A 14,721-nucleotide genomic window follows, 5' to 3' on the forward strand; every position below is an offset into this window, starting at 1 on the left:
CCCCCGACAGAAACCGGAATTGCTGAATGAGCAGCAGCATCATCACGGCCGCGACCGCCAGGCTGGCCGACATCGCCGTCGAGCAGGACCGCACCGACGCGGTGCAGTCGTTCGTCAAACAGGAGACGGTCCTGGTCGACCTGGAGACGGCCGACGGCCTCGCGGGAACCGGCTACTCCTACACGATCGGCACCGGCGGCAGCTCCGTACTCGCCCTGCTGCGCGACCACTTGCTGCCCGCGCTCGTCGGACAGGACGCGCGCAACGTCGAGGCGCTGTGGCAGCGGCTGTTCGCGCTGACCCGGTCCACCACCACCGGAGCCATCACCTCGCTCGCCCTCGCCGCCGTCGACACCGCCCTGTGGGACGTGCGGTGCAGGCGGGCGGGCGAACCGCTGTGGCGGCTGGCCGGCGGCCACCGCCAGGAGGTGCCGGTCTACGACACCGAGGGCGGCTGGCTCCATCTGAGCGCCGAGGAACTGGTCAAAAGTGCCCTGCGCGCACAGGAGTTGGGATGGGCGGGCGTCAAGATCAAGGTGGGCCGGCCGCACCCCGCCGAGGACGCGGAGCGCCTGCGCGCGGTCCGCGAGGCCGTCGGCCCCTCGCTGCACATCATGACCGACGCCAACCAGTCCCAGACGGCGTCCTCCGTCCTGCGGCTCGCGGCGGCGCTGGAGCCGTACGACCCGTACTGGCTGGAGGAGCCGCTGCCCGCCGACGACATCAGCGGGCACGCGCGGCTCGCGGCGGCGACCCGCATCCCCGTCGCCGTCGGCGAGTCGATGTACTCGCTGATGCAGTTCCGCTCCTACCTGGAGGCCGGCGCCGCGTCCGTCGTGCAGGTCGACGCCGCGCGGATCGGTGGCATCACCCCGTGGCTGAAGGTCGCGCACCTGGCGGAGAGCCACAACGTCGCCGTCTGCCCGCACTTCCTGATGGAACTGCACGTCAGCCTCGCCGCCGCCGTGCCCAACGGCCAATACGTCGAGTACATACCGCAGTTGAGGGCGGTGACCCGCACCGAACTGACCATCCGCGACGGGAAGGCCGTGGCCCCGGACTCGCCGGGCATCGGCATCGACTGGGACCCGGACGCGCTGGACGACCGGAGGGTGGCATGACGACCTCGATCAGCCCGCCGGACACCGTCCCGGAAGAGAAGACGGCACCTCACCGCATGCCGTTCTGGGTCAACCAACGACTCGGCCTGCTGGTCCTCGTCATCGCGCTCAGCGTCCTGTTCGGCATACTCCGACCGGCGTTCCTGGACCAGCAGTTGGTGCTCTTCCCGCTCCTGCGCGACGTCGCCACCCTCACCGTGGTCGCGCTCGCGCAGATGGTCGCCCTGTCCGTCGGCCACATGAACCTCGCGGTCGGCCGCATGGCCGCCTTCGGCGCCATGTTCGCGGGCCTCGGCTACGACCGTCTCGGCGTCCCGATGCAGGTGGGGCTGCTGATGTGCCTGGCCGCCGGGGCGGCGATCGGCGCGGTCACCGGCTGGCTCATCGCCCGTACCGGCGTGAGCTCCTTCGTCGTCACCCTGGCCATGGACTTCGCCCTCCTGGGCCTGGTCTCCCTCCTCTACTCGTCCCTCACCGACGACGCCGCCTTCACCACCCACCCCGCCGGAATCGACGCCCTGCGCTCCTACTCCCTCGCCGACATCTGCGCGGGCCCCATCTGCGGCCTGCCGGCCGTCCCGCAGATAGCCCAGTTCACCGTCCTGGCGATGCTCGCCCTCGGTTTCCTCTACGGCTGCACCCGCATCGGCCGGGAACTGCTGCTCACCGGCGCCAATCCGGCCGCCGCGGAGCTGTCCGGCATCCCCACCGGGCGCCGGGTCCTGCTCGCGCACACGCTGTCGGGGCTGCTCGCCGCCCTCGCCGGGTTCATGGCGGCGGCCGGCACGGGTACGTTCCGTGCCTCCATCGGCGACGACTTCATGCTGCCGTCCTTCCTGGGCGCGGTACTTGGCGGCACCCTGCTCACCGGCGGAGTGGTCTCGGTGCTGGGCACGCTGCTCGGCACCGCCCTGGTCGGGGTGATCCGCAAGGGCCTCGACCTGCTCGGCGTCGGGCTGGAGAGCCTGAACATCTATCTCGGCTGTGTCCTCCTGCTGGCCCTGTCGGCCGACCGGATCCGCACGGTGGTGTCCTATCGCAAGGTGGTGCGTTCGACATGAACCGCTTGAACGTGACGCTGGGCCACGGGAGTTGGGGCGGCGAGGCGCTGCGCCGGTTCTCCCGTTCCACGGCGGCGATGCTGCTGTGCGTGGTCGTGGCGGGCTATGTGGCGCTGGGCATCGCCTCGTCGGGCTCCTTCTTCGAGGGTCCCTCGGTGCGGGTCTTCCTCCAGTACCTGGCCACTCCCATTCTCATCGGGCTGGCTCAGATGGTGGCGCTGTGCGTGGGTCAACTCAACCTCGCTGTGGGCGCGTTGGGCGGTTTCACCGCCTGTCTCATGGGCGTTCTCATGGCCGACCACGGTGTGCCCGCCGGAGTCGCCGTGATCGTGGGCCTGTTGACGGCGACGGCCATCGGGCTGGCGACCGGTGTGGCCATCGTGGGCACCCAGATCAACGGGTTCATCGTGACCCTCGCCACGATGACGATCCTTCTGGGCGCGCAGTACCGGCTCACCGGCACCCGGACCGTCGACGGCTACTCCCGTACGCTGCGCGACTTCGGCACGTCGGCGCCGCTGAACATCCCGCTCGTCTTCGTCACCGCGCTGGTCGCGGCGGCGCTGCTGGCCGCGTTCATGTACCGCACGGTCGCGGGCCGACGGCTCCTCGCGGCGGGCGGCAACCCGCTCGCGGCCCGGCTGTCCGGCATCTCCACCGACCGGCAGATCGTGGCCGCGCACACCCTGTCCGGGCTGCTGATCGGTGTGGCCGCCGTGACCGCCACGGCCTCGTTGCCCGGCGTCAACCGCAGCGTCGGCGGCGACTGGCTGCTGCCGAGCTTCGCCGCGCCGATCATCGGAGGCGTGGCCCTCACCGGCGGTTCGATCGCCGTACTGGGCACGGTCCTTGCGGCCTTCGTGACCCGGCTGATCGACGCCGCGCGAGCCCAGTTCTCCCTTGACCCGAGCTGGGTGAACCTCCTCATCGGCCTGGTCGTGCTCGGTACGGTCGCCGGTGGCCGGCTGCACCAGACGCGCCTGGAGAAGTCCGCGACGACCGACGGCGCCGTCCTGCCGCAGACCGGAGGTGCCCAGTGAGCGGCACGGTTCTTCTCGAATGCCAGGACCTGGTGAAGGTCTTCCCCGGTGTCCGGGCGCTGGACGGCGTGGGGCTACGGCTGACCGCCGGCTCCGTGCACGCGCTCCTCGGCGAGAACGGCGCCGGCAAGTCGACCCTCATCAAGGTCCTCACCGGCGTCCACTCCCCCGACGGCGGCAGCCTCACCTGGAACGGCCAACTGGTCCATCTGCGCTCGCCGTTGGAGGCGACCCGCACCGGCATCGGTGTCGTCCACCAGGAACGCAACCTGATCCCCGGCTTCTCGGTGGCGGAGAACATCACCCTGCAGAACCCGCCCTCCCACCGCGGCCTGGTCGACCGCGAGGCCATGACCGCACCGGCCGTCGCCTGCCTCGCGGAGCTCGGCGTCGACCTCGACCCGCAGCGGCCGGTACGCGAACTCTCCGTAGCGCAACAGCAGTTGGTGGAGATAGCCAAGGCCCTCTACACCGAGAGCCGGGTGCTCCTGCTGGACGAACCGACCGCGTCCCTCTCCCCGCAGGAGACGGAACGCCTCTTCGAGGTGATCCGGCGACTGGCCGCCCGCGGCGCCTGTGTCGTCTTCGTCAGCCACAAGCTGGAGGAGGTCTTCGCGGTCTGCGACACGGTCACCGTGCTGCGCGACGGCAAGTCGGTCCTGGAGTCGTCGCCCCTGTCGGACCACTCCCACGACGACATCGTCGGCCTCATGGTGGGCCGCGCCCACGCGGCGACGGAGATGCGCCCCCGCACGGTCGACCGCACCGCCACCCCAACTCTCGTACTGGACAGGGTCTCCACGGCCGGCGGACACCGTGACATCAGCCTGGAGGTCCGGCCCGGCGAGATCGTCGGCCTGTACGGACTGGTCGGCGCCGGGCGCAGCGAACTGGTCAAGGCGGTGCTCGGCCTGGACCGCATCACGGGCGGCGAGGTCCGCGTCCACGGAAGCCCGGTCCGCATCACGTCACCCCGCCAGGCCCTGCACGAGTTCGGCATCGGGTACGTCACCGAGAACCGCAAGGAGGAGGGGGTCTTCCTTGAGCAGCCCATCGTCCGCAACATCACGGTGACGGTGTGGAAGAGGCTCGCCAAGGCGCTCGGGTTCGTCTCGGCGCGCGAGGAGCGGGACGTCGCGCAGGATCTCGTCGACCGGCTCGGCATCCGTGTCTCGGGGCTGGCGCAGAACGCGGGTGAGCTCTCGGGCGGCAACCAGCAGAAGGTCAGCCTCGCCAAGTGGCTCGCCGCGGATACCAAGTTGCTCGTCATCGACGAGCCGACGGTGGGCGTCGACGTCCGCACCAAGCGCGCCTTCCACGAACTGATCTGGGACCTGGCCCGCGACGGCCTGCCCATCCTCCTCATCAGCAGCGACCTCGCCGAGATGGTCACCCTCGCCGACCGCATCGTCGTCATGACGGACCACCGCGTCCGCGGCGAACTCGACAACGACCGCGACTACGACCGCATGAGCGGCCGGGTCATCCGCCTGATCCACGACCGCGACGCGGTGCGCTCATGAGGCGCGTGGCCCAGGTCATCGCCGTACACCCGGAAAAGCTGGACGAATACCGGGAGTTGCACCGAAACGTGCCCCAGCCGGTGCTCGATCGCATCCGGCGCAGCCACATCTCCAACTACTCGATCCATCTACTGGGCGACCGCCTGTTCAGCTATTTCGAGTACGACGGCGAGGATCTCTCGGCGGACCTGGCCCTGATGGCCGAGGACGAGGCCACCCAGCGGTGGTGGGAACTCACCGCCCCCTGCCAGGTGCCCGTGCCGGAGGCGGCGCCTGGCGAATGGTGGGCCACGGCGGAACAGGTGTTCTTGATGGAGTGAGCGGGACAGGCTCCCAACTCCCACTTCTGCAGCAGCTGTTCAGGACCCGGACCCCTCGCCGTCCTCGATCTGCCGTTCCAGGCTGCGCGTCAGATGCTCCGTCATCGCCTCGGCCGCCCGTTCCGGGTTGCGGCGCAAAACGGCACGTACGATCCGCTCGTGCTCGGCGACGGTGGGCCCCCAGGCTCCAACTACCTTGCTGAGCCGGAAGATGTGCAGATGCGCGTGGAGCCGTTCCACCGCGTCCGCCAGCAGCGGTCGGTGCGCGGCCTGGCCGATCGCCTCGTGGAAGCGCTGGTCGAGGGCGGCGAAGTCGCGGTACGACGCGTACCGTTCGTTCGGGCTCGGGTGGGCCTGCATCTCCTCGACGATCCGCTCAAGGCCGTCGAGTTGCGCTTCGGTCGCGTTGACGGCGGCCAGGGCGGCGGCCTTGGGCTCCAACAGCAGCCGCATCTCGAAGAGTTCGTCGAGTCCCTGGCTGGTGAGCAGCTGCGTGGCCCGGTATCCGGAGAGCGCCCGCTTCACCACCAGACCGTCGGACTCCAGCCGAGCGAGCGCTTCCCGTACGGGAGTTGGCGAGACCTTGAGGGTGCGGGCGAGCGCTTCGATGCCGACGCGGGCGCCGGGGGCGATCTCGTGGTCCATGACCATCGCCTTGATGCGCTCGTACACACTGTCCGACAGCGCCTGCCGGACGGGCGGCACACTCCGCTCGTCACCCTCGCCCTCGTCCGGAACCCCGGCCGCGGAAGGACTGTGCGGCGGCATCCCGGCTCCCCCTCAAGGCACTTGGCGTTCCCGACAGTTTACCCAGGTAGACGGGTCGAGAGGCGCGCCCGCGGAACTTCGCCGGCTGGTTCCGCCCGTCACCCGGCCTCCGCGGCGACCGTCGCCGCTCCCCCGCTCTTCTCGGTCAGGTCGAGGCTGCTGCGCAGGCTGACCGGCTTCAGCAGGATCGCGGCGACCACCGCGAGGAGGGCGGCCCCGGCCGAGAGGAGGAAGATCCGCGCGGTGGCGTCGCCGTAGGCGACACGGATGATCTCCTGGACGGCGGCGGGCTGCGCGGAGACGTCCGTGGCGGAGCCCGTGGTCCGCAGTCCCGCCGAGGCGAGGCCGTGCGTGATCTGGTCCTGGACGTGCCGGGCCAGTACGGCGCCGAGGACGGAGACACCGATCGTGCCGCCGAGGGACCGGAAGAACGACACCGTGGAGCTGGCCGCGCCGATGTCCTTCAGGGGCACGGTGTTCTGCACGACGAGCACCAGGTTCTGCAGCGTCATGCCGACGCCCATCCCGACACACAGCATCGCCACGCCCAGCAGGAGCATGGGCGTCCTGGAGTCGATGGTGCCGAGCACGGCGAACCCGACCGTGAGCAGGACGGCGCCGGTGATGATGAACGGCTTGATCTTCCCGGTCCGGCTGATCAGCCGGCCCGCGACCGTGGAGGCGATGAGGATCCCGGCCATCATGGGAATCGTCAGCAGGCCCGCCTCGGTCGGACTGTGCCCGCGGCTGAGCTGGAAGTACTGACTGAGGAACACCGCGGCGCCGAACATGGCCGTACCGACGGAGAGGCTGCCGACGATCGCCAGCGCGGTCGTGCGTTGCCTCACGATGTGGAGCGGTACGACGGGTTCGGCGGCCCGCGACTCCACCCACACGGCCGCTCCGATCAGCACCAGCCCACCGGCCACCATGACCCCGGTCTGCCACGAGGCCCAGCCGAAGGAGTTGTCGACGAACGACACCCACACCAGCAGCACGCTGACGCCCGAGGCGATCAACGTCGCCCCCAGATAGTCGATCCTGACGTCCTCGCGCCGGAGGACGGGAAGGCTCAGCGTCCGCTGGAGCATGAACAGCGCTACGGCCGCGACCGGCACGCCGACGAAGAAGCACCAGCGCCACCCCAGCCACGAGGTGTCCACGATGACACCGCCGAGCAGCGGTCCGCCGATGGTCGACGTGGCCGTGACACTGCTCAAGTAGCCGCTGTAGCGGCCGCGTTCGCGGGGCGGGATCATCGCCGCGAGGGTGATCTGGACGAGGGCCTGCACACCGCCGACGCCGACACCCTGCAACGCCCGCGAGGCGATGAGCTGCCCCGCGGTCTGGCTGATCCCGGACGCCACGGCGCCCAGCACGAAGACGCCGATGGACACCTGCACGAGGGTCTTCTTGCTGAACAGGTCGGCGAGCTTGCCCCAGATCGGCGTCGTCGCCGTGGTGGTGAGCAGCGTCGCGGTGACGACACACGTGTACTGCGTCTGCGACCCGTGCACCGCCCCGATGATCTTCGGCAGCGCGCTGGAGACGACCGTACTGCTGAGCGTGGAGACGAACAGCGCGAGGAGCAGCCCGCTGAGGGCCTTCAGCACCTTCCGGCGGGCCGCGGGGGATATGTCCGGCGGACTCGACTCGTTCACTGCCGTGCTCATACGCCGGACCCCAAGCGACCCGTTCGCTATACGCCATGTATAGCGATACCGGCTCACCATACACGGCGTATAGCGGCGGGAAACAGAGCCGATACGCCCCCGCAGCCCGTTGTGAGCCGCCGGAGATGGGACGCGAAGGAGGCTCCCCGCACCTGACACGGGGAGCCTCCTGGCCGGCGGGATACCTGAGGTCAGGCCGGGAGCACCCTGACGGGGGTGGTCATGGTGCGGGTGCGGTCGACGATGCGCTCGTCTCCTTGCAGGGTCACCTGGACGGGGACGCCGCGGTCGCCCGCCGACCGGGCGACGGTGAGCGTGAGGTCGCCGGGTTCGACGCGTCGGCGAAGGTCTCTCCCGGTGAAGGCGGCCATGTCCGTGTGGACCTCGAACTCGACGACACGGGTCTCACCGGCGGCGAGGTCGACGCGGGTGAAAGCGATCAACTGGCGGACCGGGCGGGTGACCGAGGCGACCGGGTCGGTGAGGTAGAGCTGGGGGACGAAAGTGCCCGCGCGCTCACCGGTGTTGGAGACTCCGGCCCGCAACGTGATCGTCGCGTCGACGGACACGACGGCTTCGTCGACGGACGCGCTCTCGATCTCGAAGGTCGTGTACGACAGGCCGTGCCCGAACGGGAACGCGGGTGTGGGGTCGATGTTGCTCACGCCATCGCTCTTGAGGGCGAGCGGAGGTGCCAGGTAGGTGCCCGGCTGGCCCGCCTCGTCGCCCGGGATCTGGACCGGAAGGCGCCCGGAGGGGTTGATCCGGCCCGAGAGGACACCGGTGATCGCCGCCGCCCCTTCCTCGCCGGGGAAGAACGCCTGGACGGTGGCGCCCGCCCGCCGGGCGTGCCGGCCGATGGCGTACGGACGGCCCGAGAGGACGACGAGGACGGCTTGGTTCGCGGCGTCGAGGACGGCCTCCACCAGTTCGTCCTGGACTCCGGGGAGTGTCAGCACACTGACGTCGCAGCCCTCGCCGGAGGAACCGTGTCCGAACATCCCGGAGCGGTCACCGACGACGAGGACCGTCACGTCGGCCGCGGCGGCGGCAGCCACCGCGGCGGCGATGCCGCCGCGGTCGTCCCCGATGACCTGGCAACCGGTCTCGTGGCGGACCTCGGCGTCGGGGAACTCGCGCCGGAGGGCGTCGAGCACCGTGGGCGCCTCGACGCCCAGGGGGGTGTCGGGGTGGTGGGGCAGTACGTGGTTGGGGAACGAGTAGCAGCCGAACAGGCACCGGACGTCGTCGGCCGCGGGACCGATGACGGCCACGGAGCGCGCGCCGGCGAGCGGCAACAGGTCCGAGGAGTTGTCGAGCAGGACCACGGACTCCTCGGCCAACTCGCGGGCGACAGAGCGGTTTCGGGCCGAGTCGAAGTCCGCGGGAGCGGTGTACTGCCCGGGATTCCAGTCGGGATCGAGCAGGCCGAGTTCGGCTTTCTGGGTCAGGACCCGCAGCACGGCGCGGTCGATGAGATCCGCCGATATGCCGTCGTCCAGGAGCGGCTCGCCGTATGCGGTGGTGTGGGGCAGTTCGACGTCGATTCCGGCCCGGAGCGCGGCCCGTGCCGCGCCCGGGATGTCGGCCGCCACGTGGTGCAGGGAGGCGAGGAACGCGATCGCCCAGTAGTCGGACACCACCGTGCCCTCGAATCCCCAGCTCTCGCGCAGCAGCCGGGTCAGGAGTTCCTCGCTGGCGCCACAGGGCACGCCGTCTATGTCGTTGTAGGCGTTCATGACCGAGCCGACTCTGCCTTTCACCACGGCCTTCTCGAACGGCACGAGGATCAGGTCGGCGAGTTCGCGGGGACCGACGGCGGCGGGGGCGTGGTTGCGGGCGGCCCTCGATGCGGAGTAGCCGGCGAAGTGCTTCAGCGTGGCGACGACGCCGGCCGACTGCAGCCCCTGCACGTAGGACAGGCCGAGTTCCGAAACGAGGTAGGGGTCCTCGCCGAGGGTCTCCTCCACTCGGCCCCAGCGGTAGTCGCGTACGACGTCCACAACGGGTGACAGTCCCTGGTGGATACCGACGGCCGCCATGTCCGAGCCGATGGCCGCCGCCATACGGTGGACGAGGGCGGGGTTGAAGGTGGCCGCCCAGGCGAGGGGTGTGGGGTAGACCGTGGCCTGCCAGGCGGTGAACCCGGTGAGGCACTCCTCGTGGGCGATGGCCGGGATACCGAAGCGGTTCGCCGCCGTCACCCGTTCCTGGAACTCCGCGAGGCGCTTGCGGCCCGCCTCCGGGTCGACCGGCGCCGTACCGAACACCCGGGTCAGATGCCCGAGACCGTCGACGATCGCTTCGTCGAAGCCCTCGGCGCCGCGGAAGGTGTCCTGCATCGGGGCCACGTCGCCGGACTCGTCGTGGCCGGGCCAGGTGCTGCCGAGCTGTGCGACCTTCTCGGCCCTGGTCATGGTGTCGAGGAGGGCCCGCGCGCGAACGGACGCCGGCAGGGCGGGATCGTTCCACAGCCCGGTCGTCGGGCGCTCGTCGCTGATCGTCAAGGTCTCATCCGTTCTGTTGCGGGGTGCGCGAGAGCGCGCGAGTGGTCCAAGAGGTCGTCGAGGAGGCACCGTCGACCGGGAAGGGAGGGGGCCCGGACGCCGGTCCGGCGGTCATGGGGAGGCAGACACGCCGGACCGCGTCGCACGGAGGAGTCGGCGCCTTGCGGCGTCCGGGTCCCGAACTAAGTGGCGTCCCGCTTCGGCGAACCCTGCGGGACGCGGCACCATTACTTGCCGCCGGCTCCCATCAGACCCGCGACGAGGGCGCGGCGGGCGAAGAGGTAGACGACGAGGATGGGTACCGCGGACATCAGCACCGCGGCCAGCAGGGCCGGCACGTTCGACCCGTACTCGGAGACGAAGTTGTACAGACCCAGCGTCACCACCTTGTTGTCGTTCGACTGGGTCATGATCAGCGGGAACAGGAAGCCGTTCCACGCCTGGAGGGCCGTGAAGACGCACGTGGTCGCGATGGCCGACTTCGACATCGGGACGACCAGCGTCCGCAGGGTCCGTGCCGGACTCGCGCCGTCCAGTGCCATGGCCTCGTACAGCTCGTTGGAGATGTCCCGCATCCCGCCGCTGAGGACCAGCACGCTCACCGGCAGCGCGAACGCGGCGGTGGGCAGGATGATGCCCCACAAGGTGTCGTAGAAGCCCAGGTTGTTGATGATCAGGAAGAGCGGGATGATCACCGCCTGCGAGGGGATCGCCAGGCCCAGCAGGAACAGCCGGAACACGCCCTTGGTCAGCCAGCCCCGCCCGCGCACCACGGCGTAGCTGATCGGGACCGCGAGCGCCAGCACGATGGCGACCGTGGCCACCGCGACGACGACGGTGTTCCAGATGTACTGCAGGAAGCCGCTGTCCAGGACCGTGCGGAAGTTGTCCAGGGTCACGGTGTCGGGGATCGAGACGGGACCCTTGTCGGTGTACGTCGTCTGGGGCTGTACCGCCGTGTTCACCAGCGCGTACAGCGGAACGCCGATGATCAGCAGCCAGACCAGGGCGGCGGCGCCGGCGAGGTAGTTCGGGCGCGTCCTCACAGCCCCTCCATCGTGCTCGTCATCTTGTCGTACCCGCTGAGCTTCGTAAGGAGGACGGAGGCGGCGGTGGCGAGCAGCAGCAGGAAGCTGGCGATGGCGCTCGCGTAGCCGTAGTCGTATGTCCGGAAGGCCGTCTGGTACATGGAGAACGGCAGGATCGCCGTGTCGGTGCCGGGGCCGCCGTTGGTCAGCAGCAGGACGATGTCGAAGGCCGTGAGACCGCCGACGACCATGAAGATGGTCGACGTGATCATCGTGTTGCGCAGCTGCGGCAGTGTGATGTGGACGAACTGCCGGACCCGTCCCGCGCCGTCGATCGCCGCCGCCTGGTAGAGCGTGTGCGGGATGGCCCGGGCGGCGCCCTGGTAGAGCAGGCTGTGGAAGGGGACGAACTGCCAGGTGGTCACGAGGACCAGGCAGGCGATCGCGCCCTGCTGGGTGCCCATCGGATTGGAACCGAAGAGCCATTCGAACTTGGACGGCAGACCGAAGTTCGGGTCCAGCAGCTGGCGCCACATGACGGCCGTTGCCGCCGTGGACAGCAGCAGCGGCAGGAAGAACAGCGCCGACAGGACCGCCCGGTTGCGCTGGGGACCGGCCGCCCAGACGCCCAGCAGGATGCTGACCGGCGCCTGCACCACGATGTTCCCGATCAGCAGGGCCCCTGTGACCAGGGTGGACTGCCAGACCTGACTGTCGCCGAAGAACCGCGACCAGTTCTCCGTGCCGGTGAACTGCGGTGCGTTCAGGCCGTCCCAGTGCGTGAAGGAGAGGTACAGCACGCCCACCATCGGCGCGACGGCGAAGACGAGGAAGAACAGCAGCCCGGGAACCGCCCAGGCCATGCCGGGCCGCTCCAGGGTGGGCGGAGCGGCCCGGTCACGAACCCGTTGCTGAGGCACGGGACGCGAAGTCGTTGCGGAGACCACGTGGACGCGCCTTCCTACTTCTTGATCGCCAGAACCGCGCTGACGAACTGCTCCGGCGAACTCTGCCCGTTGAACAGCTTCTGGATCTCGGTCAGCAGCGGCGTGCCGAGGGTGAGGCCGAGCGCCTGGTCCCATGACTGGGTGAAGGAGGGGGCCTTCTGCACCAGGTCGTACTGGAACTTGGCGTACGCCGGGTCGGCCGCCTTGGTGAGGTACTGCGCGGCGTTGGAGGTGACCGGCACCTCACCCTTCTCGACCAGCCCCTGCACGTAGCTGTCGCTGTAGGTGGTCTGCAGGAAGTCGGTCGCGGTCTGCTTGGCGGCGGAAGTGGTCACCGAAAGGTAGTTCGTGGGGTTGCCGACCACGTTGGCGGCATCGCCCTTGCCCCCCTCCACAGAGGGGAAGGCCACGTATCCCAGGCCGTTCTTCGCGAAGTCGGGGGCCTCGGCCAGCTGGGTCGCGTACTCCCACGAGCCCATCAGCACCATGGCCGCCTTGCCCTTGTTGAGCAGCGTGGAGGTGCCGCCGGCGCCGTAGTTGACCGATCCGAACTTCTTGCCGAACGCGCCGCCGTCCACCAGCTCCTTGATCATCTGCGCGGTCTTGAGGACGGCGGGGTCCTTCCACTGCGACCAGTCGCCGCCCTGGATCTTGTCGAACAGCTCCGGCCCCGCGAGGCGGTCGACGAGGTACTCGACCCACATCAGCTCGGTCCACGAGGAGCTGGCGTTGCCGGCGAGCGCGAAGGGGGTGATCCCCTTGCCCTTGAAGACCTTGACCAGGTTCTGCAGCTCGGCGTAGCTCGTCGGCGGCTCGACGCCCGCGTCGGCGAAGACCTTCTTGTTGTAGAAGAGGAACACCGGCTGGGTGCCCCGGCAGGGGATGCCGACCAGCTTGCCGCCGACCTTGCCCGCGGCCAGGGCCGACGGCAGGAAGTGCGACTCCAGGGCCGTGTCCAGCGTGACCAGCTTGCCGGCCGTGACGTAGTCGTTCAGGCTGCCGCCGCCCCAGCTGAAGAACACCCCGGGCATCTTGGCCGAGCCCATCGCGGTCCGCAGCTTGTCCTTGTACCCGTCGGTGGCGATGACGGTCATGCTGACCTTGCCCTTGCCTGCGGAGTTGAAGGTGTCCACCGCGGCCTTCTGGACCGAGTTGGTCGGGTCCTGCAGCGTCCAGAAGTCGACGTTTCCGGTGGGCGAGGACGTGGAGCTGCCGGACGAACCGCAGCCGGCCACGGTGACGCTCAGCGTGGTCGCCGCCGTAGCGGTGAGGAACCATCTCCGGGACACACTGTTCATCGTTGAACACCTTTCGAGTCGGCAGGATCCCTCCGCGGGTGCACTGCACCCGGCAGGCCGTCCCGGGCCTGCCCGCACTGAGGGATCTGGGTCGATGGCCATGACCGTCAGGCGCTGTTGCGCAAGTGTTGCGGTTCCGTTGCTCCTGCGGTTGAGCTGGCGTCGGTCACGTTAAGCGGCGCAATTCGGCCGCGGCAATATCGGAGCGAAATCACTTCCGAAAGACTTTCGTAGTCCGAGGGCTTGCGAAACCGGCTCGGGTTCGTCCCTATTTCCCGGTTTCGGGCGGCGCCGTGGACATGCGCACGACCAGTTCGGTCGCGAGTTCCCTGCGCGTCGTCGCGGGAGGCCGGCCCTCGGCGAGGTTCAGCAGGACACGCGTGGCCTCCTGGCCCAGTTCCCTGAACGGCTGCCTCACCGCACTCAGCGGCGGCGAGGCCATGGCGGCCACCAGGGTGTCGTCGAACGACATCACCGACAGCCCGCGCGGTACGGCGATGCCCAGTTGCCGGGCGGCTTCCATTGCGCCGAGTGCCTGGACGTCACTCGCGGCGAAGAGCGCGGTCGGTCTCTCGTCCCGCTCCAGCACACTGCGGGCGGCGCGCAGTGCCTCGCCGTAGTCGAAGTCCGTCGAGCGCACGAGCGTGGCGTCGTAAGGGATCCCGGCCTCCGTCAGGGCGGCCCGGTAACCGTGCAGGCGCGCGGACCCGGCCAGGGAGTGCGACCGGCCGGCCAGCATGCCGATGCGGCGGTGCCCGACGTCGATCAGGTGCTGGACAGCGGTCGTCGCGCCGTGCCAGTTCGCCACCCCGACGCTGGGGATGTCCGCGGACGACGCGTTCAGGGGATCGACGAGCACCACCGGAATCCGCTGCTCCAGGATCCGGCGCTCGTCCCGCTCGACGAGAGTGGAGATGACGATGACGACCCCGAGGGCGCCCAGCTTCTGAGACTCCTCCAACCACTGTGCGATGGAGCGCCGACTCGTCGTGCCGACGGTCGTGTGGACACCGATTTCGGCCGCCGAGTCCACGATGCCGCGGACCACTTCCAGGGTGTACGGTCCCGCCAGGTCGCGGAACACCGCGAGGATCTGGCGTCGCCGACGAGCTTCTGCCTCCCACGTGCGGACAAACCCACGTTCGGCCAGCAGCGCCTCGATGCGGGCGCGTGTCGCCTGGGACACGTCACGCCGCCTGTGGACGACCTTGGACACGGTCGCCGGCGAGACGCCGACCTCGTCGGCTATCGAGGCGAGAAGCCCGTACTGGGCGTTCCGGCGGGAGCTGGTTGGGCCCGTCACTGCGGTGTGGACCTCCCGTACCCCGTCCGTTGGCCTGTTCTGATCGCGTGCTGAGTGAACGTACACGCCGGCTCGATCACGACAGGCCGGCCGGAGCGCTCAAAGCGCCGTACACCTGCGGAAACGCGGGCA

Annotated in this window: 12 protein-coding genes; 5 read left to right on the forward strand and 7 right to left on the reverse strand. The window is 69.5% G+C overall.

Annotated elements, in window-relative coordinates; translation table 11 throughout:
• Positions 1 to 26 precede the first annotated feature (26 nt).
• The 5 genes from OG496_RS08435 to OG496_RS08455 are packed head-to-tail and all read left to right on the forward strand — an operon-like array spanning position 27 to position 5,065.
• Complete coding sequence (locus tag OG496_RS08435) at positions 27 to 1,121, forward strand: mandelate racemase/muconate lactonizing enzyme family protein (protein ID WP_366495247.1); 1,095 nt, start codon at positions 27 to 29, stop codon at positions 1,119 to 1,121.
• Positions 1,118 to 2,182 (forward strand): ABC transporter permease, encoded by a 1,065-nt coding sequence (locus tag OG496_RS08440; RefSeq protein WP_405970255.1) that lies wholly within the window; start codon positions 1,118 to 1,120, stop codon positions 2,180 to 2,182. The genes OG496_RS08435 and OG496_RS08440 overlap by 4 nt, the downstream gene beginning before the upstream one ends.
• The gene (locus OG496_RS08445; RefSeq protein ID WP_405970256.1) at positions 2,179 to 3,222 is read left to right on the forward strand and encodes an ABC transporter permease; all 1,044 of its coding nucleotides are present in this window, start codon (positions 2,179 to 2,181) and stop codon (positions 3,220 to 3,222) included. The genes OG496_RS08440 and OG496_RS08445 overlap by 4 nt, the downstream gene beginning before the upstream one ends.
• A complete protein-coding gene (locus OG496_RS08450; RefSeq protein ID WP_405970257.1) occupies positions 3,219 to 4,745 on the forward strand; it encodes a sugar ABC transporter ATP-binding protein in 1,527 nt (508 codons plus the stop codon). The genes OG496_RS08445 and OG496_RS08450 overlap by 4 nt, the downstream gene beginning before the upstream one ends.
• Positions 4,742 to 5,065: an L-rhamnose mutarotase gene (locus tag OG496_RS08455; protein WP_366495251.1), complete on the forward strand. Its 324-nt coding sequence runs from the start codon at positions 4,742 to 4,744 to the stop codon at positions 5,063 to 5,065. The genes OG496_RS08450 and OG496_RS08455 overlap by 4 nt, the downstream gene beginning before the upstream one ends.
• Before the next feature lie 39 nt (positions 5,066 to 5,104).
• Here the strand turns inward: OG496_RS08455 and OG496_RS08460 are convergent, their stop codons facing one another.
• The 7 genes from OG496_RS08460 to OG496_RS08490 all read right to left on the reverse strand — a co-directional run bounded on the left by OG496_RS08460 (position 5,105) and on the right by OG496_RS08490 (position 14,589).
• Positions 5,105 to 5,833, reverse strand: a complete 729-nt coding sequence (locus tag OG496_RS08460; protein WP_405970258.1) for a GntR family transcriptional regulator — start codon at positions 5,831 to 5,833, stop codon at positions 5,105 to 5,107.
• 98 nt (positions 5,834 to 5,931) lie between these two features.
• The gene (locus OG496_RS08465) at positions 5,932 to 7,506 is read right to left on the reverse strand and encodes an MFS transporter (RefSeq protein WP_405970259.1); all 1,575 of its coding nucleotides are present in this window, start codon (positions 7,504 to 7,506) and stop codon (positions 5,932 to 5,934) included.
• A 191-nt stretch (positions 7,507 to 7,697) separates the two neighbouring features.
• Positions 7,698 to 10,013 carry a beta-glucosidase gene (locus OG496_RS08470; protein ID WP_405970260.1) on the reverse strand — a complete coding sequence of 772 codons (2,316 nt, stop codon included), beginning with the start codon at positions 10,011 to 10,013 and terminating at the stop codon, positions 7,698 to 7,700.
• A gap of 227 nt (positions 10,014 to 10,240) precedes the next feature.
• A complete protein-coding gene (locus OG496_RS08475) occupies positions 10,241 to 11,059 on the reverse strand; it encodes a carbohydrate ABC transporter permease (protein ID WP_405970261.1) in 819 nt (272 codons plus the stop codon).
• Positions 11,056 to 11,904 carry a carbohydrate ABC transporter permease gene (locus OG496_RS08480; RefSeq protein WP_405970262.1) on the reverse strand — a complete coding sequence of 283 codons (849 nt, stop codon included), beginning with the start codon at positions 11,902 to 11,904 and terminating at the stop codon, positions 11,056 to 11,058. Before OG496_RS08480 ends, OG496_RS08475 begins: the two co-directional genes overlap by 4 nt.
• Positions 11,905 to 12,002: 98 nt before the next feature.
• Positions 12,003 to 13,286: an ABC transporter substrate-binding protein gene (locus OG496_RS08485; RefSeq protein WP_405970263.1), complete on the reverse strand. Its 1,284-nt coding sequence runs from the start codon at positions 13,284 to 13,286 to the stop codon at positions 12,003 to 12,005.
• Between the two features lie 268 nt (positions 13,287 to 13,554).
• Positions 13,555 to 14,589, reverse strand: a complete 1,035-nt coding sequence (locus tag OG496_RS08490; protein ID WP_405970264.1) for a LacI family DNA-binding transcriptional regulator — start codon at positions 14,587 to 14,589, stop codon at positions 13,555 to 13,557.
• Positions 14,590 to 14,721 lie beyond the last annotated feature (132 nt).

The sequence above is a fragment of the Streptomyces sp. NBC_00988 genome (assembly GCF_045162645.1).
Lineage (GTDB): Bacteria > Actinomycetota > Actinomycetes > Streptomycetales > Streptomycetaceae > Streptomyces.